At 36.4% G+C, this 23,998-nt stretch carries 18 protein-coding genes; 7 read left to right on the top strand and 11 right to left on the bottom strand.

Annotation, left to right across the window (positions count from 1 at the left end):
- Positions 1–29: 29 nt before the first annotated feature.
- Together J7604_RS14235 and J7604_RS14230 are read right to left on the bottom strand one after the other, a co-directional pair.
- Positions 30–2,519, bottom strand: a complete 2,490-nt coding sequence (locus J7604_RS14235) for a PQQ-binding-like beta-propeller repeat protein (RefSeq protein WP_293897001.1) — start codon at positions 2,517–2,519, stop codon at positions 30–32.
- Positions 2,520–2,690: 171 nt separating this feature from the next.
- Positions 2,691–3,632, bottom strand: a complete 942-nt coding sequence (locus J7604_RS14230; RefSeq protein ID WP_293897000.1) for a hypothetical protein — start codon at positions 3,630–3,632, stop codon at positions 2,691–2,693.
- 109 nt (positions 3,633–3,741) lie between these two features.
- Here J7604_RS14230 and J7604_RS14225 point away from each other — a divergent pair, with 109 nt between their 5' ends.
- Both J7604_RS14225 and kdsA read left to right on the top strand, forming a co-directional pair.
- On the top strand, positions 3,742–4,329 hold the full coding sequence (locus J7604_RS14225; protein WP_293896999.1) for a methyltransferase domain-containing protein: 588 nt from the start codon (positions 3,742–3,744) through the stop codon (positions 4,327–4,329).
- A gap of 10 nt (positions 4,330–4,339) precedes the next feature.
- Positions 4,340–5,152: a 3-deoxy-8-phosphooctulonate synthase gene (gene kdsA, locus J7604_RS14220; RefSeq protein ID WP_293896998.1), complete on the top strand. Its 813-nt coding sequence runs from the start codon at positions 4,340–4,342 to the stop codon at positions 5,150–5,152.
- 64 nt (positions 5,153–5,216) lie between these two features.
- Here kdsA and J7604_RS14215 read toward each other — a convergent pair whose 3' ends face one another.
- Positions 5,217–6,005 (bottom strand): O-methyltransferase, encoded by a 789-nt coding sequence (locus tag J7604_RS14215; RefSeq protein ID WP_293896997.1) that lies wholly within the window; start codon positions 6,003–6,005, stop codon positions 5,217–5,219.
- A gap of 23 nt (positions 6,006–6,028) precedes the next feature.
- On the bottom strand, positions 6,029–6,415 hold the full coding sequence (gene apaG, locus J7604_RS14210; RefSeq protein WP_293896996.1) for a Co2+/Mg2+ efflux protein ApaG: 387 nt from the start codon (positions 6,413–6,415) through the stop codon (positions 6,029–6,031).
- A gap of 216 nt (positions 6,416–6,631) precedes the next feature.
- Between apaG and ung the strand changes: the two genes are divergently transcribed.
- Positions 6,632–7,294: a uracil-DNA glycosylase gene (ung, locus tag J7604_RS14205; RefSeq protein WP_293896995.1), complete on the top strand. Its 663-nt coding sequence runs from the start codon at positions 6,632–6,634 to the stop codon at positions 7,292–7,294.
- Positions 7,295–7,478: 184 nt separating this feature from the next.
- Here ung and lepB read toward each other — a convergent pair whose 3' ends face one another.
- The 7 genes from lepB to J7604_RS14170 form a co-directional block, all read right to left on the bottom strand.
- Entirely contained in the window at positions 7,479–8,567 is a 1,089-nt protein-coding gene (gene lepB, locus J7604_RS14200; protein WP_293896994.1) for a signal peptidase I, read from the bottom strand.
- Positions 8,568–8,603: 36 nt separating this feature from the next.
- The gene (gene dapB / locus J7604_RS14195; protein ID WP_293896993.1) at positions 8,604–9,326 is read right to left on the bottom strand and encodes a 4-hydroxy-tetrahydrodipicolinate reductase; all 723 of its coding nucleotides are present in this window, start codon (positions 9,324–9,326) and stop codon (positions 8,604–8,606) included.
- Complete coding sequence (locus tag J7604_RS14190) at positions 9,327–9,926, bottom strand: DUF5683 domain-containing protein (protein WP_293896992.1); 600 nt, start codon at positions 9,924–9,926, stop codon at positions 9,327–9,329.
- Positions 9,927–9,928: 2 nt separating this feature from the next.
- Complete coding sequence (locus J7604_RS14185; RefSeq protein WP_293896991.1) at positions 9,929–10,864, bottom strand: ParB/RepB/Spo0J family partition protein; 936 nt, start codon at positions 10,862–10,864, stop codon at positions 9,929–9,931.
- A 12-nt stretch (positions 10,865–10,876) separates the two neighbouring features.
- The gene (locus J7604_RS14180; protein WP_293896990.1) at positions 10,877–11,653 is read right to left on the bottom strand and encodes an AAA family ATPase; all 777 of its coding nucleotides are present in this window, start codon (positions 11,651–11,653) and stop codon (positions 10,877–10,879) included.
- Between the two features lie 659 nt (positions 11,654–12,312).
- Positions 12,313–14,124: a membrane protein insertase YidC gene (gene yidC, locus J7604_RS14175; protein WP_293896989.1), complete on the bottom strand. Its 1,812-nt coding sequence runs from the start codon at positions 14,122–14,124 to the stop codon at positions 12,313–12,315.
- A 36-nt stretch (positions 14,125–14,160) separates the two neighbouring features.
- The gene (locus J7604_RS14170; RefSeq protein ID WP_293896988.1) at positions 14,161–15,792 is read right to left on the bottom strand and encodes a CTP synthase; all 1,632 of its coding nucleotides are present in this window, start codon (positions 15,790–15,792) and stop codon (positions 14,161–14,163) included.
- Positions 15,793–16,073: 281 nt separating this feature from the next.
- Here J7604_RS14170 and J7604_RS14165 point away from each other — a divergent pair, with 281 nt between their 5' ends.
- The 4 genes from J7604_RS14165 (at position 16,074) to J7604_RS14150 (ending at position 23,988) form a co-directional block, all read left to right on the top strand.
- The gene (locus J7604_RS14165) at positions 16,074–20,597 is read left to right on the top strand and encodes a PKD domain-containing protein (RefSeq protein ID WP_293896987.1); all 4,524 of its coding nucleotides are present in this window, start codon (positions 16,074–16,076) and stop codon (positions 20,595–20,597) included.
- Between the two features lie 145 nt (positions 20,598–20,742).
- Entirely contained in the window at positions 20,743–21,819 is a 1,077-nt protein-coding gene (locus tag J7604_RS14160) for a type IX secretion system membrane protein PorP/SprF (protein WP_293896986.1), read from the top strand.
- A gap of 162 nt (positions 21,820–21,981) precedes the next feature.
- Positions 21,982–22,551, top strand: a complete 570-nt coding sequence (locus J7604_RS14155) for an L-threonylcarbamoyladenylate synthase (protein ID WP_293896985.1) — start codon at positions 21,982–21,984, stop codon at positions 22,549–22,551.
- A gap of 18 nt (positions 22,552–22,569) precedes the next feature.
- Entirely contained in the window at positions 22,570–23,988 is a 1,419-nt protein-coding gene (locus J7604_RS14150) for an HD domain-containing protein (RefSeq protein WP_293896984.1), read from the top strand.
- The last annotated feature ends 10 nt before the right edge of the window (positions 23,989–23,998 follow it).

The following is a 23,998-nucleotide window of genomic DNA, read 5'->3' as shown; positions in this document are numbered from 1 at the left end:
TTTAGGCTTTCAGCTTTCAGCTTTAAAACTTATTTCACCAGAAAACTCCCAGTTCCAATCTCTTGACTTTCTGTGTAAATGCGAAAGAAATAAATCCCCGGTCTCAACTCATTTCTTTGGATTGAAACTTCATCTCCCGAGCCATCTTTTTCAAGAAGTTTAATTCCTTTTGAGTCATAGATAGCTGTTTTAAATGAGTTCAAAGCAGGAGAGATCCTTATGACAGAAGATTCTGTGATTGGGTTGGGGAAAAGAATGATGGAATGGTTCGAAGTAACTTTTTGAGTTCCTGTCGTGATAGATTCTTTATACGTTTCCGTTACCTCTTCAGAACTGATCAGAGTAATGGCTCTGTTTGTGATAACAGGTTCATTGTAATCAAAGTAAATTGCTGCTCCATTGGATACGATAGTTTTATCCGCCAATTCATCTTTCAGGTCAATAGTGAAAGAGATAAAGCCTTGACTTAGCTCTTCGCTCTGGCTTTGGTAGGGGAGGTTGATGTTTTCGAAGATCCATTCGATGATTGTTGGATTGGTCTTAATAACCTCCATTGAATATTGATGACTTATTTTAATATTCCTAATTGTGCTTAATTCAAGACTTGAAGGTAATGTGTCAATTACCCTTATGAAATTTGCTTGCCAGGTTCCGGTATTTTGAAATCGAATCATGTACTTAAGTTCTTTCTTACTATTTACATAATCATCAAAATTTATTTTTGTAGGAAATACTTGTTTGTCATTAGGGTCAAAAGATCCTACAATATTAATTTTTGTGATGACTGTATCGTTAACCAACCTTGGTTTGAAACAGGATGTATTAGTGCTTACTGTTGATCTTATATAAGCTGATTCTCCTAACTGAGCATTACAAGAAATGGAATCTGTGATAGATATTTTTAATTCGCCATTGGGATCTACATTGCCTGCTTTAAATGAATACTTATTTCCACTTAAGGAAAAAGGTACAGAAGCGTTTTTAATGACAAATGCTGAAGGTACCTCTAGTGAAACCTCAACGTTTTCAGCTTTTGTGATCCCTAAATTACTGCAAACAATCGTTGAAACTCCATTGAAGCATCGGGCTTTATTTAAAGATATATTAGCATTTAAGATCAGTTTAGGACATAAATCTCTCTTAATGTAAAAATTATTATTGAGGGAATCTGTTTCCTTTTTATTAAAGGAAATAGTTCTGAAGGGATAGCATTCAGAGGTTTGATGTATTTCTACCATCGGGCTAATAGTGTATAGAACTCCAGTGTCAGCAGGGAAAGTGTATTCTCCTATATTATTGGTGAATGTAAAGTAGTTATGGGGTTCTATTCTTATGGCTATTCCTGAAATACCAGCATCTCCGGCATCTTGTAAGCAATTATTACTAATGTCATTGATTATTTTGCCTTTAATATAGTTCGGATAGATCTTGCCGTTTTTATCCCCCCTTGCAAACAACGTATAGCCGATATATCTTTTTTGTGCATAGGTTGTACATGTTGCTATGAATCCCCCATCGGATAAAGGTGTAATCGTTTCAATTTCACTAGTTTTAATAAGAGAGTTCCAAAGTAGATTGGCATCAAAATCTATTTTCGTAATATAGCAATCAATTTTGTCGGCTGAGTAGCCAGCAAAAATAGCATTGTCTGAGAAGGAGATACTATGAAATTTAGCTTTTGAAAAGACTTTTTTCGACCATAATGTATTTCCTTGTTCATCAAATCTAATAATAGTGCCGTCTGAAAATGCCGCTATTAGGTGACCATCAGCAATTGAATTTACAGATATAGCATTAGATAGTTTTTTAGTCCAAAGAGTTTCTCCTTTATTATTATACCGTATGAAATCACCATTGTTAAAGGCTGCAATGAAGCTGCCATCTTTAGTAATTTGGACAAAATTATAAAATGATCCCTCGTACTTTTTTATCCAAACTATATCTCCATTTTCAAAGATTTCAGCAGCTATCAGGTAATTATCTATGCTACCAACTACTAAGTAGCCAGTTGAAGTAGAAAAAACTTCGGCAATTGAAAATGAATATGATTTTGATGAAAGAATTTCACCCCCAGGATTTAGGATTGAAATACTGTTACCGGAGCGTCCGTATGCTATCACTATGTGCTTTTGAATATCTTCTTTAATAGTTGGGTTTGATTTTATAGAAGGAAGAGAAGTATTCCACAGAATATTTCCCAATGTATCTGTTTTTATTAATTTGTAAATTTGATTTTCAGAGCCAAGTATTAGGTACTTATTACTATCTGCTGGATAAATTTCGCTTCCATACAAAGAGGAAAGAGAATTAGAAAAGTTTATTGAGGAAAGAGTATTTCCTAATGAATCAAACTTGCAAAAATTATCTGGTCCAGTAGTTTTATAAATACTTAATCCCTCAAAATTTCCTTTTTGGTCGACTTTAATTGCTGGAAACATTCCTTGTTGATATTTTATGAATCCTTGTCCATTTACCCAAAATGGAATAAAAATCAATAAAAACAGTAGTACTCTTTTCATATAAAAATTAAATTATTTTTTTACTATGTACGAAGTTAAGGAAACGACGCTGCTTCGTTTCTTTTAAATCTTAATTAATCTTACTTTGAAAGCCATAAAAACACAAAACCCCGACGATCATCTCGTCAGGGTTCCTTTATACTTTTAGCTTTAAACTTTCAGCTCAAAAACTTATTTCACTAAGAAGCTTCCTTCTCCAATTTTATGTCCTTCTGAATAAACTTCAACATTATGTTTTCCTGGCTTGTAAGCACTACCTTTAACATAGGTGAAAACAACCTGAGGTTTTCTGTTGTCGAACAATACATCTTGTTTCAAGGTGTAAAAAATCTCTTTGCCTTCAAACTGGAAGCTTCCTCCACCTGTTCCTACATCAAACAATGCGCTTCCATCTGGCTCGATCACTCTCATAATAATCTCTTTTCCTTCCTGTTTAGCAACTTTGTTATCGCCTAAGTAGAATGAAATTTTTAGTTTATCAATGCTCTTAGCTTTAAACTCACCACCATCTTTAACTTTACCTTTTGCTGTGATAGCGTCTATTTGGAAACTTTCTGCTTTTAATACGCTGGCAATTGCCACTTTTTCAGCAAGTTCGTTTTGGGTAACTTTTAGTTTACTAATAGTGTCTAGGTTGGCAACAACTTTATTCTGGTAATCTTTAATGCTTGAATCAGCAACTGCTAGCTGAGCTTTAAGTCTGTCAACTTCTGCTGAAGCTTCACGGGCAATCTGATTTGCTTTGTCTATCTCTTTCTTGATTTTAATGTATTTGCTGTAATTAGCAGCACTTTCATTTTTCAGTTTTACACTTTCCGCTTCCAGACTTCTGATTTGTTCTCCAAGTGTGGCAGTATCCCCTCCAAGTCTTGCAATCTCCTGTTGTTTTAATTTCAGGTCGTCAATTGCTTTGGTCAACTCTGAAGTTGTGCTGTCAATTTTTGCGTTTGCTTCAACAATTTGTTGGTCCTTTACTGCAATATCATTGCTTTTATTGATATTGAGAAAAAGTTGTACGGCATTGATAGCCAATAAGATAATGATGAAAGCAATGATCAAGCCTTTTTTGCTTCCGCTTTTTTGCGTTTCTTTTGGTTCGTTAACTTCGGCCATGATTGTTGGTTAATAGGTGTCTTTTTTGTTAAAGTTTACGTTGTAAAATTAATTATATATTCAATTTTATCAATTTTTTTTTAAAAAAGGGCGTTAATTACAGCTAGATATGAATCTAAATAAAGAATTTTGGGATCAAAGATACGTCTCCAACGACACTGGTTGGGATGCTTCCAATATAACTACTCCGATTAAGGATTATTTTGATCAACTTGACGATAAAGACAAGAATCTCCGCGTTTTAGTTCCCGGATGTGGAAACGCTCATGAAGCTGAGTATGTTTTCCGTTCCGGGTTTAAAAATGTTTTTGTAGCTGATATTTCCGCTTTTCCCCTAGAGAATTTTAAAAAAAGAGTTCCAGAGTTTCCAGCTGAACAACTTTTGCATGTTGATTTTTTTCTTTTAAAAGACTCATTTGATATTATTATAGAGCAAACTTTCTTTTGTGCCCTGGATCCAAAACTGAGACCTGAATACGCAGCTAAAATGGCAGAGTTACTCAAACCCGGGGGCAGACTTGTAGGTGTTCTCTTTAATGATACCTTAAATAATGATAAACCACCATTCGGGGGCACAAAAGAGGAATATATTTCTTATTTTCGTCCTTATTTTGAAATAAAATATTTCGAAACTTGTACTAATTCAATTCCACCTCGTGCGGGTAGGGAGTTGTTTATTTATCTGATAAAAAAATAAAAAGTATATAATGATCAAATCCTTTTTGCCGGAAATCAAACATACTGATTCCGGAAACTTCTTTCTGATTGCTGGTCCTTGTGTGGTAGAAAGCAAAGAAAATGTCTTTGAGGTAGCTGAAAAAGTAATTGCTATTACTGAAAAACTTAAAATTCCATATATCTTCAAAAGCTCATTTAAAAAAGCTAATCGTACAAAAGGTGGTTCCTTTATGGGAATTGGGGATGAGAAGGCATTGGAAATCCTAGCTGAAGTAAAGGCTAAATTTGGCGTACCTGTAGTTACAGATATTCACGAAAGCAGTGATGCAGCATTGGCGGCTAAATACGTAGACATTCTGCAGATCCCGGCTTTCCTTTGTCGTCAGACAGATCTTTTGATTGCTGCTGCGAATACAGGAAAAGTTGTGAATGTGAAAAAGGGACAGTTCCTTTCCGGAGAGGCTATGAAATTTGCAGTAGACAAAATTATAGATGCTGGAAATAAAAAGGTAATGCTGACCGACAGAGGTAATACATTTGGATATACTGACTTGGTGGTAGATTACAGAAACATTCCAGCCATGAAAGAAACAGGAGTACCTGTAATTATGGACTGTACGCATTCACTTCAGCAGCCCAATCAGGCCTCAGGAGTTTCTGGAGGAAAGCCAGAGCTAATTGAGACAATTTCAAAAGCAGCAATAGCAGTAGGGGCAGACGGGTTATTTATCGAAACACACCCCAATCCAAGCGTAGCAAAATCCGATGGCGCTAACATGCTTAAATTAGATTATCTTGAAGATCTTATGATTAAGTTGGTGAGGTTGAGACAAGCATTGTAAGCAAAAAGCTCAAAGCAGGAAGCTAAAAGTAAATAAATCTAACTTTGAGCTTTCTGCTTTGAGCTTATAGCTTCAAAATAAAGTGCTGCTTCGGTTGCTCTTTTCTGAAAAACACCAGGCCAATGTCAAAGAGATCAATAGTGACCACCGTTCTAGGATCTTCTGTTATCTCCTTCCAGGCAAGTTCCATTCCGGGAGACCAGTGGATATCATCAAAAATAAAAAGTGTCTCATTATGGATGTTTTTGATGCACCATTCGAAATACCTTTTGGTGGCTTCATAGGTGTGGTTGGCATCAAAATAAGCAAAGTCTATTTTTTTGATTTTTTCTAACTGTGCGGGTAGTGTGTTGTCAATGTTTCCCTCTATTGTAATGATGTTATCTGATTTGGCAGATTTGAATAGTTTCTTAGCATATTCAGCTGTTTCATGACAACCCTCAAATGAATATATAGTGCCATGCTGAGATGCTTTAGATAAATACAAAGTGGTTAATCCTACTGAGGTACCAAGGTCTATCAAGGTAGAAGGGTGAAAATGATTGGTCAGCCTGAAAAGTAATTCTGAAATTTTGGAGCTTTTACCGGAGTTTTTTGCAATATCATAGACAAATCGCTCTTTGCTCTGGTTCACTTTAGAGCCAGCTCCCAGATCATTAATTTTAAGAGCTGTTCTATCAGATAAAAGATGGTATCGGATCTTATTCAGATCTTCAAAAGCATAATAATGCTTTTTCTTTTTTATGATATCTCTGTAGAGGTTAAAGACAAAAGGACTGTGAATTGAATGTTCGTCTTTGGATGAAAAAAAATATTTTAAATAACTAGTTATAAAAAAGAAAAAACGCTTCACTGAAAAAGTACTCTGTTAGAAAATTAATTTAGTTTATAAGGCACAACCATTACAAATTGCGGAATAACTGCTTTGAATTGCTTTCCGTCTACGATTCTTTCCATAAGATAAGAACCTTTCATTTTTCCCAACTCTGTTTTGAGATTACAACCTGACACATACTCATGAGCCTGGCCTGGTTCTATTACAGGTTGCTGTCCTACAACGCCTTCGCCTTCTACTTCTCTTATAATGCCATTTGCATCATAGATATACCAGTGTCTTTTAAGTAATTGCACTGTGTAATTGCTGAAATTTTCAATTCTGATTTTATAGGTAAAAACAAAATGAGATTGAGAAGGGCTGGAATACTCAGGCTGGTAAGAGGTAACCACGCTGACTTTAAGACCATCTGTGATTTCTGTTACCATATTTTTCTGAGTTTTGAAGTTTTGACTCTTAACTCTAAAGTTAAAGAGAAGTTTTTTTAAATCAATGATTTTGTTTGAAAATCTTTTAGGCTCTGAGCGCTACATCAAAGGCCCTTATTGATGGCTGATAATATCTGTTTATTAAAATTAATTAAGTACAATTTGTCTATTGAATAATCTGATTTTAAATTGAGACTCTAAAAATTTTAGGTTAAAATGGATGTTAAAATAGAGCCTTCCTGGAAGGCAAGAGTTTCCCAGGAGTTTGAAAAACCATATTTTCAGAATTTGGTAAACTTTTTAAAAGAGGAAAGGCAAAACCATACAATTTATCCTCCCGGAAATCAGATTTTTAATGCATTTGAGTGGTGTATATTTGATAATGTAGAGGTTGTAATTATCGGACAAGACCCATATCATGGACCGGGACAAGCAAATGGATTGTGTTTTTCTGTAGCTGATCATGTTGCCCTGCCTCCGTCGTTAAAGAATATTTTTAAAGAAATTAATAGGGATCTGGGCAAGCCGATACCAAAATCTGGTAACCTCGAAAGATGGGCCAAACAAGGGGTACTTTTGTTAAATGCCACTCTAACAGTTCGTGCAAATACGGCAGGGTCACATCAGAAAAAAGGTTGGGAAGAGTTCACTGATGAAGTAATCAGGATTTTGTCCTCAGAAAAGGAACATTTGGTTTTTATACTTTGGGGGGCTTATGCTCAGAAAAAAGGCAGTGTAATTGACCGTTCAAAGCACCTGGTGCTGGAATCTGCGCACCCTTCGCCATTTTCAGCTGAGAGAGGATTTTTTGGGAATAATCATTTTAGCAAAACAAATGAATATTTGAGGAAAATGGGCAAAAAGGAGATTGACTGGTAATTATTAAGTTGTAAGTAATAGGTTTTAAGTTGTAAGAAAGGAAGCTCAAATCTGGATTTAAAGTGTGGAGACTCACATGCTGGCGTCTCCTTATCCATAATCTCAGAATTTTAATTTTTAGGATTGGGGCTAGTTTTTAAAGATACCATAAAAAAATCCCGGATTTTAGGTCCGGGATTTTTTATTATTTAATAATGTTGAAGAATCTGTTCCAGCGTATCTTATCTGTGACACCTCCGTTCTGATCAAGTGAAAGCCAGATAAACAAGGCCTTTCCAACTATGTGATCTGCCGGCACGAAGCCCCAGTATCTTGAATCCAATGAGTTGTGTCTGTTGTCACCCATCATGAAATAGTAATTCTGCTTGAAGGTGTATTCTTTCGCTTCTTTACCATCAATAAACAACTTGTCATCTTCTAATCTTACGTCTTCCAGGTTTTCGTAATTTTTAATCGTGGTTCCGTATAGAATAATGTTTTCAGGTGTTAGCTGAATAGTAGCACCTTCTGCAGGCACCCAAAGAGGTCCGAAGTTGTCCTCGTTCCAGATAAATTTGGATGAGTTTGGAAATATTCTCGGCTCCGGATCACCTGCAGGTCTGATGATCGGCTCTACGCTTTTAATTCCCTGAAAACCTTTAAATACATTAGCTTGCTCCTCTGTGGTAAAGATATAGAACCCATTTTGAACTGGCTGATATTCCGTAACTCCATATTTTCTGAATTCTTTTGAAGAGAATACTTCCGGTGTTTCCATAAAATATCTGTATTGAGATTTTGGAGGATCTGTAACAGGTTTACCGTTAACAAAAACTTTAGCTTTTTTGAGGGTTATAGTGTCTCCCCCAATAGCAATACATCTTTTGATATAGTTGGTCTTCAGGTCAGTTGGATATCCTTCTTCCGGTGGCCAGTTAAATACAACAACATCATTGTTTTTAACCTTGCTGATACCAGGGAGCCTGTATTGAGGCAATTGTATCCAGTCCAGGTAGGAAGGTATATCTGTTCCCCATATTTTCTGATGCGTCAATGGCATCTGTAAAGGAGTTTTAGGGGTTCTGGCTCCATAATGAAATTTACTTACAAATAGGAAGTCACCTACTAGCAATGATTTTTCCATGGAAGGAGTCGGGATAGTAAAAGCTTCCATGAAAATCCACCTGATGAGGGTAGCAGCCACAACTGCAAATACAATTGCGTCAACCCATTCTCTGCTTTTGGATTTCTTTTTTTGTGGTTCTTTTTTCTTTTCCCAGAATTTTAAATTCATACCTTATATGATTTATTAAAAAATAATTTTCTCCTCTTAGTAACTGATTTTTAGCATATCATCCATGCCGAAAACACCTTTTTTACCTACCAGCCATTCAGCAGCTACTACCGCACCTTTTGCAAATCCTTCGCGGGAATGTGCTGTATGTGTAATTTCAATAGTATCAACGGGGGAATTATAATAAACAGTATGAGTGCCTGGTACCGCATCAAGTCTTTTGGATGTGATTCCCAAAAGATTTTTATCTTTTGTCGGTTGGTTTACCCAGTTATTGATTTTTGGAGTAGCATCGATAATGCCTTCTGCTAAGGTAATAGCAGTTCCGCTTGGAGCATCCAGCTTTTGCTTATGATGAATCTCTTCCATGCTTACTTCATATTCAGGGAAAGGATTCATGATTTTGGCAAGTATATTATTTAAATGAAAGAATAGATTAACTCCTACACTGAAATTTGAAGCATAAAAGAAAGCACTTCCATTTTTTCTACAAAGTTCTTCCAGTTCTTTTTTCTTTTCAAGCCAACCTGTGGTTCCGCAAACAACCGGTATACCTTGTTCTATGCAGTATTTTACATTGTTATATGCGCTCTCTGGCTGTGTAAATTCAATAGCAACGTCAACCTGATCTTTGGTTATTGAAGTAAGTGAACTATAGTTTTCAAGATCGATTTTGAAGGGAGCAGTGTGGTTACGACTTATGGCAATTTGCTCAATGGTTTTTCCCATTTTGCCATAGCCCAAAAGTAAAATTCTCATTTATTTTATAGTAAAGTTTAACTTTATTCCTCCTGCAAATTGGGAATAATTATAGGAATATAAAAGCGGATGCACAGATAAAGAAATATCTTCATTAATATCAAACTGCCTAAGGTGGGCATCCACATATGCATCTACAATGTTAAGAGCATAGACCGCTGTAGAAATGATTATAGAAAATTCAAGATCCCTTCTATAAGCATCCCTAGTTACCCTTAATTCATTATCACTAAAGTCTTCATAAGGGGTTCCTACCTGAGTTAAAGCATTTGTAGTATCAGTTGCCCTGAAAGCTACCCGACTGGCATAAGCTGTATTGAATTTGTTGTACTCAGTAGAATTGAAATTTATCCAATAAATAAGTGCAGCAGCCCCTGCATATAAAATAGGAGGTTTCCAGTATCTGCGATTATAAAACTGTCCGGCTCCCGGCAGAACGGTGGAAAGCAAAGCCGCTCTTCCTGGTCTGTAATTGTGTTTGGGTTTTGATTTTTTAACGGGTGCCTGAGAAAGGGTATCATCCTGGGCTGTGGCCCCCATTGTATTAAAAAAAGTTATAACGGTGATTAATACAATGGGTCTTACCAGCTTTAATATCATATCTAAAAATTTAATATATCTAATATCCGATTTAAATCATCAGCATTAACAAATGGGATCTTAATCTCGCCTTTGTTTTGTTTATCACAATTAATATTGATTTTTGTTCCGAAATGTGTAGACAATTTTGTCTGTATATGGACAATTTCCGGATTGAAATATGTCTTCTTGTCTTCACTTTTCGATTCTGAAACTTTTGCTTGGGAGGAAGGCTGAGATATTGATCTTACCAGATCTTCTGTTTTTCTAACTGATAATTCCTCTTCCAGAATTTTTTTGAAGATGCTGAGCTGATCATCGATTCTTTCAATGGTAATCAAGGCTCTTGCGTGACCCATGGAGATCCTGTTGTCTCTTACAGCTGCCTGAATGTCTGGCGGAAGTTTCAGAAGTCTTAAATAATTGGTAACCGTGGTTCTGTTTTTTCCCACACGTTCTCCTAGTTCCTCCTGCTTCAGGCTGCATTCAGAAATTAACCTCTGATAACTTAATGCAATTTCAAGAGCATTAAGGTTTTCTCTCTGAATGTTCTCAATAAGAGCCATTTCCAGCATTTGCTGGTCGTTAGCGGTTCTTATATAGGCAGTTATTTTAGGAATCTGAGCAAGTTTGGTAGCCTGAAGTCTTCTTTCTCCCGAAATTAACTGGTATTTCCCAGGTGAAAGTTGTCTTACTGTAATTGGCTGTATAATACCCTGAACCTTTATAGATTCAGAAAGCTCCTGAAGGGCTTCCTGGTCAAAATGAGTTCTTGGCTGATAAGGATTGACTTCAATGCTGTCAACAGGTATTTCGTTGATTGCACTTTCCGGCGCTTTTTCTACTACTTCTACTTTTCTTTCAGGTTTTGCGGTATCGGAATCCTGAAGCAGGGCTCCCAGACCTCTTCCTAAAACACTCTTTTTTGCTTGAGGTATATTTGATTTCTTATCGTTCATTGAAATCGGGTATTAACTTAATGCGACTTTATTTCTTTCAAGAATCTCCTGAGCAAGGTTCAGATAGCTGATAGCTCCTTTGCTTTCTGCATCGTGAGCAATCACAGGCAAACCAAAACTTGGAGACTCACTGAGTTTAATATTTCTAGGGATAATGGTTTCAAATACCAGATGCTGGAAGTGAGTTTTAACTTCTTCCACTACCTGATTTGATAATCTTACCCTTGGATCATACATTGTAAGTAGAATTCCTTCGATTTCAAGCGCAGTGTTAAGTCTGGTCTGGATGATCTTGATCGTGTTAAGAAGTTTTCCTAATCCTTCAAGTGCAAAGTATTCGCACTGAACCGGAACTAGTATAGAATCAGCAGCGGTCAAAGCGTTTACAGTGATAAGACCAAGAGAAGGTGAGCAGTCTATAACTATGTAGTCGTATCTTTCTTTGGCATTTTTTAAAGATTCTTTCATCTTTTCCTCTCTGTGATCAAGGCTGATCATCTCTACTTCAGCACCTACAAGGTCGATGTGAGCAGGCAGGAGGTCCAGATAAGCTACATTAGTGGTAAGAATAAGCTCATCAGCATTTATTCCGTCAACCATGCACTCATAAATACTTTTTTCAATTGTCTTTGGGTTAAAACTTAATCCTGAGGTTGAGTTAGCCTGAGGATCAGCGTCTACCAATAGGGTCTTAAATTCCAAAGCTGCAAGACTGGCAGCCAGGTTGATAGCGGTTGTGGTTTTACCTACTCCACCTTTTTGATTGGCAATTGCAATGATTTTACCCATTTAAATTAAAATAATTAAGTTTAACTGAATCTCCTATTTCCAATAAAATTAACGCTTTTTCGCCTCATTGTGCAATTATTTTTGCTTCAGGTAATCAATTTATATTTCAGATACTTGTCTGTTTTTTAATTGATTGATTTTCTTTACTTAAGAAAATCAGGCTGAATGAGGATTTTTATGCTTCGAAAATAATGCCGGAATTTAAATCCGGTATTTTTCAAACGAAGCTTTTACTTAGCGGTTGATGTTACAGACATCAATTTTCTTTCAAAATTTTGCTTTATCAAATTTTTAAAAGATATCCAATCTAGCATATTTTCAAAATTTCTGACAAAGTGATTTTTAAAATTAAGATAAAATGAAATTTAGGTAAGCTAATTGTTTATTTTATTATGCACATATTTTGCACTTGGGGGCTGTGGAAAGTATGTGGATAAGTGGAAGTTTGTTGGATGTTAGATAGTTAATTTGAGCTTAAAGCTTAAAACGGAAAGTTGAAAGTAAACAAATCTTCCCAATCTTTCTGACGAAAATATTCAAGGGATTTTAGATATTATTGAATAAAAAGATTTACTGACTATGAAAAAAGCAGAAAATCAAAATATAAGTTTTGACTTTCTGCTTTTTAACTATACGCCTTAAGCTTTTAGCTTTCCGCTTTATTTCTTCTTCTTCTTAATTTCTTCGTCTCTAGCCTTCATAGCTTCCTCTACTCTCTGCATCCATTTAGATTTTTTTCCTCCTGTAGTTGCAAATTTCTTTCTGTTTTCATCTAAAACAGCTCTGATTTTGTCTTCATCAACAAATCTTTTGATGATGAATTGCTGTGCAATAGAAACTAAGTTTGATACAAGGTAATAGAAACTTAAACCTGCAGGGAAGGAGTTAAGAACAAACATAAAGACTACCGGCATAATGTATGAAACTGATTTCATTGGTCCGGTAACTGTACTTACCTGATTGTTTACCCAGGTTAATAGGAGGGTAGAAAGAGTCATCAGGAAGGTAAATAAGCTGAAGTGATTTCCGTAAGTATCGCTTAGACCCCAGATATGAGTGTTCCACGAGAAGATAGAATCGTAAGTGGATAAATCATGCGCCCATAAGAATGGCTCTTGTCTTAGCTCTATTGAGTTCGGGAAGAAGTTGAACATCGCAAGAAGGATTGGAGTCTGTAAAAGTACAGGAATACAACCGCTTAAAGGGTTAATCCCAACTTTTTGGTATAACTGCATCTGCTCTGCCTGCACTTTCTGCATGTCATCGCCATTTCTTTCCTTTATTTCGTCAATTTCCGGCTTCAATACTTTCATTTTAGCCATTGAAATGTATGACTTGTAGCTAAGAGGAAATAATATAGCTTTTAATAAAAAGACGAGAATGATGATGATAACCCCGTAATTTCCTATAAATGTTTCAAAGAAATTAAATACAGGAATTACAATAAATCTGTTGATCAGGTTGATTACAGGCCAGCCCAGATAAACGTTTTTATCATAGTCTGGAGCAGGAACTGCTTTAAGTGTCTGATAATGATTTGGTCCGAAATAGAATTTATATTTTCCTTTTCCGGAAGTTAAATCATTATATGGCAATGATACTGAAGCTTCAAGATGCTTCAAACTTGTTGTATCACCTTGTTTCACATGGCTTTTAACAGCTCCATTTGAAAATTCATTCTCAGCTATAAATCCAGCGTTGAAGAATTTTTGCTTCATGGAAACCCATTTCATTGGCTCACTTAATGTAGCGCTTTCCGGATCATTAGAGGTTTCCTTTAGATGATCAAAGCCATCTTTTACTGTATAATAATTTACAGAAGTAGTAATTCTACTTTGTTTAAGGTCATATTCCACTTTTGGTGCATCTGCTCTCCAGTCAAAAGTTACAGGCTGGTTTAACAGAATACCTTGCATTCCGTCAAATTTCAGATCATAATTAACGAGATATCCTTCAGGTGCAATTGAATAAGTTTGGGAAATAGCATTTCCTGGAGATAAGGTAGCCTTGAAAATTATCTTTGTAGTATCTCCTGCCTTTTGAGTCTCAGCTTGATAAAATAGAGTCGATAAGTCAAGATTCCCAGTTTTAGACGCAGCAAGAAGGGAAATGTTGCTATTCTCTTCACTTATAAGATATAAAGGTTTTTTCTGGTCGGTTAAGTAGTGTTTCAAAAGTACGCTTTTGATTTTTCCACCTTTTGAAGAAAAAGTTACCTTAAGGTCTTTATTTTCAGCTACAACATCTTTTGCTTCTCCGGAAGCCAGATTTGCAAGTTCTCCATAGGCAGCTTTTAATTGCTGTTTTATTACCGAATCAGGAAGTTCTGCTTCTGATTTTTTGAGAATGACCTGAGTAGATTGTTGTTGTTGTGCGTTTGGTTGGGGTTTATCTTTTTGCCCGAAGTACATAAAGTACAATAGCATCATGGCAGTAATTAACACTATCCCCGTAACCTGATTCTTATCCATCTTAAATTATTAATTATCTAAAAATATTTTAGGTTATTATTCTGTTTTAGACTCCTTTTCTTTTGAAAACTCAATTGCTGCTTTTACAAATTTTACAAACAGCGGATGTGGATTTAATACTGTACTCTTCAGCTCTGGGTGAAATTGTGTACCGATATAAAATCTGTGATCCTTTAATTCTATAATTTCTACAAGACCAGTATCCGGATTTATTCCGGATGCAATCATTCCTGCTTTTTCAAACTGTTTCAGATACTTGTTGTTAAATTCATATCTGTGTCTGTGTCTTTCGGTAATTTTGGTTTTACCATACACATGATAAGCTTTACTTCCTTTGGTTATCTCACAAGGATAAGCTCCCAATCTCATAGTTCCGCCTTTTTTAGTGACGTTTTTCTGAGATTCCATCATATCAATAACCGGGTTAGGAGTCTTTTTGTCTAATTCAGCAGATGCAGCGTCTTTAATTCCCACAACATTTCTTGCAAACTCGATAGCCGCACATTGCATTCCAAGACATATACCAAAGAATGGAATATGGTTTTCTCTGGCAAATTTTACGGCTTGAATTTTCCCTTCAATTCCTCTTTCTCCGAATCCAGGTGCTACTAATATCCCATCAAGATTACCTAAAACAGATGGAATAGTTTCGGCAGTAAGATGTTCTGACTGAATCCATTTGATTTTTACCTTACATTCATTTTCTGCACCCGAATGTACGAATGCTTCAGCAATAGATTTATAAGCGTCAGGTAATTCTACATATTTTCCTACAAGACCAATCTGCACTTCATGGGTAGTATTTTTCAGTTTCCCTAGAAAATCTTTCCAGGTGTCGATTTGAGCTTCTCCTTTATGTGGAAGTTTCAGCTTGGTTAACACTCTTTCGTCCAGTTTTTCCTTTTTCATTAATAAAGGAACATCGTAAATCGTTTCAGCATCAAGTGATTCAATTACTGAGTTAACATTTACGTTGCAGAACAGGGCAAGCTTCTTTCTGATTTCTGCAGGGATTGGATGTTCTGAGCGACAAACAAGTATATCCGGTTGGATTCCTGATTCAGAAAGCTGTTTTACAGAATGTTGGGTTGGCTTGGTTTTTAATTCTCCTGCTGTTTTAAGGAATGGAACCAGGGTAAGGTGTATCACGAGAGTGTCATGAGGACCAAGATCCCATCTTAATTGTCTTACAGCTTCTATAAAAGGAAGAGATTCAATATCTCCTACGCATCCACCTATTTCTGTAATGACTATGTCGTAATTTCCTTTTTCTCCTAAAGCAAGAAAGTTTCTTTTGATCTCATCTGTGATGTGAGGAATAACCTGAACGGTTTTTCCTAAAAATGCACCTTCTCTTTCTTTGGAAATTACATTGTGGTAAATTCTTCCGGTAGTGACATTATTTGCCTGAGAAGTATTGATATTCAAAAACCTCTCATAGTGACCTAGATCAAGATCCGTTTCCGCTCCATCCTCAGTTACATAGCATTCGCCATGTTCATAAGGATTAAGTGTCCCTGGATCTATATTAATATAGGGATCAAATTTTTGAATGGTGACGGAAAATCCTCTGGACTGAAGCAGTTTCGCAAGTGATGCGGAGATTATTCCTTTTCCTAATGATGAGGTTACCCCTCCGGTTACAAAGATATATTTAGCAGAAGCCATAAGTACTAAAAAGACTCTATTTTACTTATGGGATACAAAGGTATATGTTTCGTCTTATAAATTTATACAAAACCCTTTTTTTGTGTATTATTTTTTTGAAAAGCTGAGAATCTGAAACTTTAATAAGAATATACCATGAATCCACCTTTTTGAAATGGAAATCCATCAAAATAAGTTCTATCATTCTTACTTTTTGATTATCTTGTGAAGTTGTTTTCTGCAAAAAAGGCACACCAAATCAATTGTTTAACGGATATATTTTGATAGGTTGGATTGTATTTATGCGTGAAAAAATATCATTTACCTGGAAAATTTGTGTTTTACTTTTATTGAGTCTAGGCTCTTTTGAGGCCTTAGGTCAGTGTGCTTTACCAGAATTATATGATTTAACCTATGCAAATCCCAGCTCTTCCCAAACGTGGGTCAATTGTATCGATAACGAAACTGATCCGGATATATACAATCTAGAGTTGATGTCTCCTTATGACATTCAGAATTATACCATTGATTTTGGTGATGGTTCTGCTGTAGTATCAGGTGTATTCTGGCCTTCCAATACTATTCTTTCTCACTCATTTGGTTTGGGAAAATTTACAATAACACTTTCCGAAACCAAAGCAGGCTGTACCAAGAAAACAATAACGGGAACTTTTATTAATGACAGGAAAGCGGGTGCAGCAGCTTTGCCGCCTACCATAGGAGCCAGTACCTGTGCCCCTAATATTCTAACCTTCAAAAACACTTCCACCAACACTTCGGCATTTACAAAATTTGAATGGTCATGGGGAGATGGGACTAAAGATCTGGTTGATGCTTCCAATGCGGGTCAGTTAATGTTGCATACTTACCAAAAAGGAACATCCAGTTGTAATATGATTGTCCGACTCACTGCGACAGGTTTGTGCGATGCATCATTTGCCAGTTACGGTCCTTTTAATTTCTGGGATACTGATTCTGCTATCATCAGTGCGTCTGTGCAGCAAATTTGCGGGGCAGATTCGGTGACATTTAAGGATGTTTCTAAATATAATTGTAATAATAAGCAGGCAAGGAAAATAAAATGGATTTCCTCTGATTTGGGAATTTCAACCCCATGGCTTCAGGCAACTCCTGTAAACAAGTCTCTTAAAGCTTATATTACCGGTGCTCCCGGTACCATTTATAATATCACGCTCCTGGATTCCAACTTTTGTGGAGTAAATCAGACTTCTATGAAAGTAGAAATCATTGATCCTCCTTTTTCTCAATTTAACACTTCAACTTCGGCTATTTGCGCTGGGGATTCAGTTTTTTTTCAAAATACTTCAACTGGTGGAGCAAACAGATTTAGATGGAATTTCGGTGATGGAACGGGCTGGGTAGAAAATAATAATCCTTCACTTTACCATAAATATAACACTGCGGGAAATTATACTATCAAAATGGCTGCAGTTCAGGACAAAGCTCTTGGCTGCTCTGATACTTCTACTTCATCAGTTTCCGTGCTAGGACTTCCACAAGCGAATTTTACTTTTGATAAACCTACAGGTTGTGGAAAGGCCTCTGTTCTGTTTAAAAATATTTCCACAAACGCATCTTCTTTTGCCTGGGATTTTGGTAATGGAATAACGCAATCGGGTAGTGGCCCATGGACTATTGATTTTGAACCTGGTTACTATAGTGTTAAGTTGATAGGGCGTAATAGTCTTAACTGTATTTCTGAAAGAAGTGCCGCAGTAATTGTTCCTCCGGATATTTCTTTTAATATTTCCTCTGACCCAGTTTGTCTGGGAGATATAAATGAGTTTAAAAATCTATCAGATCTATTGCCTGCAGTATCTTGTGCCACAGGATCAATTTTGAGAGAACAATGGGATAATATCACCGGAGCTGCGACTGTTGCCACACTTACAGCCAATGTTAACTTTCCGAATAAGCCGTCCCGAACTTCATTGCTAACCAATTATTTTGAAGGTCCTGTTAATATTGGGGATAATTATGGCTCCAGAATATATGGATTTATATGTCCTCCTGTAGACGGCATATATACCTTCTGGATCTCAAGTAATGGAGATTCTGAGCTTTGGCTTAGTTCAAGTGCAAAGGTTTCTGATAAAACAAAAATAGCTTATGTGTCTGGTACCACTACATTAAGACAGTGGAACAGATATATTTCTCAGCAGTCATTGCCAGTTTTTTTGAAAGCAAATCAGAGATACTACATTGAAGCACTGCACAAAGAAAGTAATCTGGATGATCATTTGTCTGTTGGATGGCAATTACCCGATGGCACTTTTGAAAGGCCAATTCCTGCAAAATATCTTAGTCCATATACGCCGGGAACAGAAATTACATCCTGGTCATGGACCTTTGGAGATGGAGCAGCTGCTTCGGTAAAAGAACCCGTTCATTTATATAATGCTCCCGGAAGTTACGAAGTAATCATTGAGGCTTCTACTGATATATGTAAGAGGAAAGACACAATTTATACTGTTGTTTCATCCTTGCCGGTTCCTTCTTTTGAGTCAGATAATTGGAATGGCTGCACACCCTTTGATGTTAAGATTGCGAACAAATCGCAAAATACTTTTGCATATGATTGGAGTTTTGGAGATGGCTCTCCGGGACTTGTTACTTCAGATAATTTAGATACGATCTCTCATACTTATTTAAATAAAGGGAGCGATGTTCTGGAATTTCCTTTGAAACTTATTGCCAAATCTGATAAGGGTTGTTTGGATACGTTAATACAAAATGTTACTGTTTATCCGGCTCCTGTATCTGATTTCTTGTTCACACCTCAGGTACCTCAATGCAGCCCTTCTATTGTAAAGCTATCTAATAATTCTTCTTTAGCTTCTTCCTTTAAGTGGACAATTCAGGGAAAAGATACTATTGTTAATTCAATGGAGTTCAATCACACTTTTGTGAACAAGACTGGAATAGTGAAGGATGAAACGGTATCGATCAGAGCTATTACGGATCATGGATGTTTTTTAGAAAAGAGTAAAACTATAATTGTATATCCTGAACCTGAGTTTAAAATTATAGCTAAACCTAAGGACGGATGCCATCCTCTAATAGTGGGTTTATCTTCCGAAGGAACACAATATAAGTTTAACTGGGATTTCGCTGATGGTTTTAGTTCCTCTTCATCAACACCCACACACATTTTTAAGAATATAACAGACAGAGATACTTTATTTCGAATATCACTTAATGCTTTATCTTCATTTAATTGCTCAGCAACTGTTTATGACACAGTAATTGTACATCCCAAACCCGAGGCTGATTTTAATGAATCCATTTCTTTCGGATGCAGTCCTTTATCAGTTAGCTTTTCCAATAGCAGTCAGAAGGCAGGATGGTACAAATGGGACTTTGGAGATGGCGTTTTGCTGGATACTTTGTTTGGAGATGTGTCGCACGTATTTGAAAATAAGACGGGTTTGGTTAAAGAGTTTTTTGTAAAACTGATTTCTGGTACTGATAATAATTGTGCAGATACTATGATTAGAAAGATTTCAGTTTTTCCTGAAGTTTATCCTGATTTCGTCGGGGAAATGGAAGGATGTAGTCCTTTCAAGACAAAGTTTGCACCGTCAGGTTCATTAATATCAAATTACAGCTGGGATTTTGGGGATGGCAGTTCTTCATTGGAAACATCGCCAGTGCATATATTCCAGAACCCTAATGGAACAGATACTTTGTTTAATGTTGTCCTGAAAGTTAAATCCGTGCATGGTTGTGATGCAGAAGTGGCAAAGTCAGTTGAAGTCTGGGGAGGTCCTGAAGCAAAATTCACAGTTGCATCAAGCATCATTCAATTGCCGGATTCTGCAATTTATATAACTAACAATAGTGTCGAAGGAGATTTTGATATTAAATGGGATTTCGGTGATGGGAACAATTCTTCTATTAGAGATCCTCAGGTTCACTACTATGGTTTCTATGGCACATATAAACTCAAACTTTCTTTAAATACAGGCAAGTGCACAAGCTCGTTTACAAAAGATATAAATGTATTACCGACTGCGCCAATTGCCAGCTTCATTGGTGAAGGGGAGGGCTGTTTGCCTTTAGAAATATCGTTTAATAATACATCTAAATTTGCAGAACAATATTTATGGGAATTTGGTGATGGTGAAACATCAGTACTTAAAAATCCAAAACATAATTATGGCATTGCTGGCGATTATTCTGTAAGGTTATTAGCAAAAGGATTGGGTGGTGAAAACTATCTTTTGAAAGATTCAATCATACATGTAAGACCTGTGCCGGTTGCTTATTTCATAGCCCAGCCAAAGATAGTTTTTATCCCTGATCCGATTTTTTTTAATAATAAATCTAATAATGCTATAAAATATACATGGGATTTTGGAGATCAGTCATCTTCTATAGAAGTCAGTCCTTCGCATGTATATAAAACATCAGGAAGATATAAAGTAAAGCTTACTGCTGAAAATGAATTCGGATGTGTGAATATTTATGAGTTGGACGATGCTGCAATAGCTGAAGAAGGAGGTTCAATTGAAATTCCGAATGCTTTTACACCAAATCACGGAGGGTCAAATGGAGGCAAAAAAGATGGAAGTGGGCTAAATGAGGTCTTCTATCCACGCTTACATGATGTTACTGAATTTTATATGGGTATCTATAATAAGTGGGGAGAAATGCTTTTTGAAACAAGAGATTCTTCAACTGGATGGGATGGATACTATAAAAATCAGCTTTGCCAGGAAGATGTATATGTGTACAGGATCAAGGTGAAGATGCCAAGTGGGAAGGTGAAGGAGTATGCTGGAGATATTACTTTGATATGGTAACGGAGCTTAATGCTTAAAGCGAAAAGCTGAAAGTTAAAAGTGTAAAGTAGTAAATTTGATGATTTTAAGTTTTAATAAATACTTCAAGTTTTTAAGACTTTCAATTTTAACAAAAGAAATAATAACAAAAACAAGAGGATTTAGAATGCCATTTGCTCAGTCATTTTTGAGCTTTAAGTTTTCCACTTTAAAGTTTAAGCTTTTTGCTTTAAGCTTTAAGCTTTTACCTTTCTGCTTTCTGCTTTCCGCTTTAAGCTTAACCACCTATGCTCAGGATACACAGTTCTCCCAATACTATGCTGCTCCGCTTTATCTCAACCCTGCTTTTGCTGGTGCTACTCATGAAAGCAGGGCGATGTTTAACAACAGATATCAATGGGTAAATTTGCCAAAGCCTTTTATTACTTATGCTGCATCTTTAGATCATAACTTTGAAAAGTTCAGAAGCGGTGTAGGGTTGATGGCTATGCTGGATAAAGCAGGAGCGGGCGCCTTAAAGTCGGCTTCTATAAGCGGTATGTATTCCTTTCGTGTAAATCTGTCGAACAAATTGGTTTTCAGGCCAGGGATACAATTTGGTTATGTTTCACGAAGTATCGATTATTATAATCTGACATTTGGAAGTCAGATTGATGGTGTGCCAGGAATACCATATGATGTAGCTGGTAAAAGTTCGAATATTAATTACTTTGACTTTGGTGCAGGTTTTTTATTTTATAATAATAAATTCTGGATGGGAATGGCATCCAGTCATATCAATCAGCCAGATCAGTCATTGAATACAGGAGGAAACAAACTTCCAATAAAAACAACACTTCACGGAGGGATAAAATTTTTTCTGAAAGAGGGTGTGCACAAGAAAAAATACGGAGAGCAAAAAGAAAGAAGCATTTCTCCGACTTTCGTGTACAAGCATCAGGAGCATTTTGATCAGCTTGATCTTGGATTATATCTCTGTTATGAGCCTGTTGTAACAGGACTTTGGTATAGAGGTATACCATTTAAACGATATAATCAGGAAAATTTTAATCATGATGCAGTCGTAGTGATGGTAGGAGTGAGAACAGACAGATGGGGGATTGGCTATAGTTATGATCTTACTATTTCAAGCCTCACTGCTACAACTTCTGCTGGAGCGCATGAGTTTTCATTGTCATATGTTTTTAAGACCAGGAAAATAGTACGAAGGAAAGATATGGTAATTCCTTGTCCTAAATTTTAACCAATTCAAAGGATGTTTATATTATAACTTTTCTTGATGGGCTTGTATTCCAGTATATTCTGAAAAATTCGACCAAAAAATAAGGAGTAAAAGGAGATACAAGTCTTTAAATTTGTAATTACTACCTATCTTTGAAAAAAATCACCAACAAAAAGAACCTAAATGAAGTCTGAGGAAGAGATTAACCTCTGTATTGAGCAGTTAAAAAAGGGAAATGTGATTGTGTATCCTACAGATACGATATGGGGATTGGGCTGCGACGCAATAAACACTGAAGCTATCAGGAAAATTTACGACATAAAGAAAAGGCCGGATGCCAAAGCAATGATAGTGCTCATTCATGAAATTGGTCAGTTGCATGACTATGTGGTGAATGTACCTGAAATTGCATGGGATCTGGTAGATTTTGCAGAAAGACCCTTGACAGTAATTTATCCGAAAGGAAAAAATGTAAGCCCGGATTTGCTTGGAGAGGATGGAAGTATAGCTATCAGACTTGTAAGAAATGATTTTTGCAATGCCTTGCTGAAAAAATTCAGGAAGCCAATAGTTTCAACTTCTGCCAATATAAGTGGCAATCCTTCTCCGATGAATTTTGCAGGTATAGATGAGGCAGTATTGAAACAAGCGGATTTTGTAGTGGATGTCAAAAATGGAGAAAATATGACATCAAATCCTTCAACCATTGTGAAGTTAGGTCTTGACGGGGAAATAAAATTTATCCGAAAATAATCCGGAGAATATTCGTTAATGAATTTTTCAGAACTTTTAAATGGTAACAAATTATTCAATATTGTTGCCGAAGCTTCCAGAGAACTTGGAGTGGACTCTTATGTCATTGGTGGTTATGTCAGAGATCTCTTGCTGAAAAGACCTTCAAAAGATATAGATATTGTGTGTGTGGGCAGTGGTATAACATTGGCACAGAAAGTGGCTCAGAAGATGGGTGATCTGCCGGTAGTTGTATTCAAGAACTTCGGAACGGCAATGATCAAGATGGAGGTTGGAGAGCTTGAGTTTGTAGGTGCTAGAAAAGAGTCCTACAACAGGAACTCAAGGAAACCTGTAGTTGAAAACGGAACTTTACAGGATGATCAGAACAGGAGGGATTTTACCATAAATGCACTTGCCATTAGTTTGAATGAAAACAATTTTGGTGAGCTGTTGGACCCTTTCAATGGAATGTCTGATCTCAAAAAGAAAATAATTAAAACTCCACTTGATCCAGGCATCACATTTTCTGATGATCCTTTAAGGATGATGAGAGCAGTGAGATTTGCCACCCAATTGGGCTTCGACATAGATCCTAATACCTTTCAGGCTATTATTGATAACAAGGAAAGGATCAATATAGTCTCATGTGAAAGAATTTCTGATGAGCTAAATAAAATTGTTCTGAGCCCTAAGCCTTCTTATGGCTTTAAGCTTCTTTATCATTGTGGCTTATTGGAAATTATTTTTAAAGAACTTACGGATCTTCAAGGTGTGGAATCTGTTGGAAACAGAGCACATAAAGATAACTTTTACCACACCTTACAAGTACTGGATAATGTCGCTGAAAAGAGCAATGACCTGTGGTTAAGATGGGCTGCTATTCTTCATGATATTGCTAAGCCAGCAACGAAAAGGTATGACGAAAAAATCGGCTGGACATTTCACGGGCATGAGGAATTAGGAGCCAGAATGACTCCTCATATTTTCAGAAAGCTTAAACTTCCATTGAATGAAAAAATGAAGTTTGTTCAAAAGCTTGTGCGTCTCCATTTAAGGCCTATTGCGCTGGTAAAGGAGAATGTTACAGATTCTGCTTTACGGAGGTTGTTGTTTGAAGCCGGCGATGATATCGATGCGTTACTGACCCTATGCCGTGCTGATATTACCTCCAAAAATGAAGTGAAGGTAAAGAAGTATCTTACTAACTTTAATTCTGTTGAGCTTAAATTAAAAGAAGTAGAGGAAAAAGATAAGTTAAGAAATTTCAAACCTGTTATTACTGGAGAGATCATTATGGATACATTTAATCTGACTCCCGGGAAAGTCGTAGGAGATATTAAAGACGAGCTAAGAGAAGCAATATTGGTAGGGACTATTAAAAACGAATTTGAAGAAGCTTATCAGTTTATGTTAAAGTTTGCTTCGGATCGATTTAATCTGCAACCAGTAAAATAGTAGAAGTCAT

The organism is Sporocytophaga sp. (genome assembly GCF_017745095.1).
In the GTDB taxonomy this organism is placed as follows: Bacteria; Bacteroidota; Bacteroidia; order Cytophagales; family Cytophagaceae; genus Sporocytophaga.
This window is presented reverse-complemented; position numbering and strand designations above follow the sequence as displayed.

Bases quoted from the DNA above. Each gene is read 5' to 3' on its own strand.
- J7604_RS14235 (WP_293897001.1), bottom strand. From the start codon at position 2,519: ATGAAAAGAGTACTACTGTTTTTATTGATTTTTATTCCATTTTGGGTA.
- J7604_RS14230 (WP_293897000.1), bottom strand. From the start codon at position 3,632: ATGGCCGAAGTTAACGAACCAAAAGAAACGCAAAAAAGCGGAAGCAAA.
- J7604_RS14225 (WP_293896999.1), top strand. From the start codon at position 3,742: ATGAATCTAAATAAAGAATTTTGGGATCAAAGATACGTCTCCAACGAC.
- kdsA (WP_293896998.1), top strand. From the start codon at position 4,340: ATGATCAAATCCTTTTTGCCGGAAATCAAACATACTGATTCCGGAAAC.
- apaG (WP_293896996.1), bottom strand. From the start codon at position 6,415: ATGGTAACAGAAATCACAGATGGTCTTAAAGTCAGCGTGGTTACCTCT.
- ung (WP_293896995.1), top strand. From the start codon at position 6,632: ATGGATGTTAAAATAGAGCCTTCCTGGAAGGCAAGAGTTTCCCAGGAG.
- lepB (WP_293896994.1), bottom strand. From the start codon at position 8,567: ATGAATTTAAAATTCTGGGAAAAGAAAAAAGAACCACAAAAAAAGAAA.
- dapB (WP_293896993.1), bottom strand. From the start codon at position 9,326: ATGAGAATTTTACTTTTGGGCTATGGCAAAATGGGAAAAACCATTGAG.
- J7604_RS14190 (WP_293896992.1), bottom strand. From the start codon at position 9,926: ATGATATTAAAGCTGGTAAGACCCATTGTATTAATCACCGTTATAACT.
- J7604_RS14185 (WP_293896991.1), bottom strand. From the start codon at position 10,864: ATGAACGATAAGAAATCAAATATACCTCAAGCAAAAAAGAGTGTTTTA.
- J7604_RS14180 (WP_293896990.1), bottom strand. From the start codon at position 11,653: ATGGGTAAAATCATTGCAATTGCCAATCAAAAAGGTGGAGTAGGTAAA.
- yidC (WP_293896989.1), bottom strand. From the start codon at position 14,124: ATGGATAAGAATCAGGTTACGGGGATAGTGTTAATTACTGCCATGATG.
- J7604_RS14170 (WP_293896988.1), bottom strand. From the start codon at position 15,792: ATGGCTTCTGCTAAATATATCTTTGTAACCGGAGGGGTAACCTCATCA.
- J7604_RS14165 (WP_293896987.1), top strand. From the start codon at position 16,074: ATGCGTGAAAAAATATCATTTACCTGGAAAATTTGTGTTTTACTTTTA.
- J7604_RS14160 (WP_293896986.1), top strand. From the start codon at position 20,743: ATGCCATTTGCTCAGTCATTTTTGAGCTTTAAGTTTTCCACTTTAAAG.
- J7604_RS14155 (WP_293896985.1), top strand. From the start codon at position 21,982: ATGAAGTCTGAGGAAGAGATTAACCTCTGTATTGAGCAGTTAAAAAAG.
- J7604_RS14150 (WP_293896984.1), top strand. From the start codon at position 22,570: ATGAATTTTTCAGAACTTTTAAATGGTAACAAATTATTCAATATTGTT.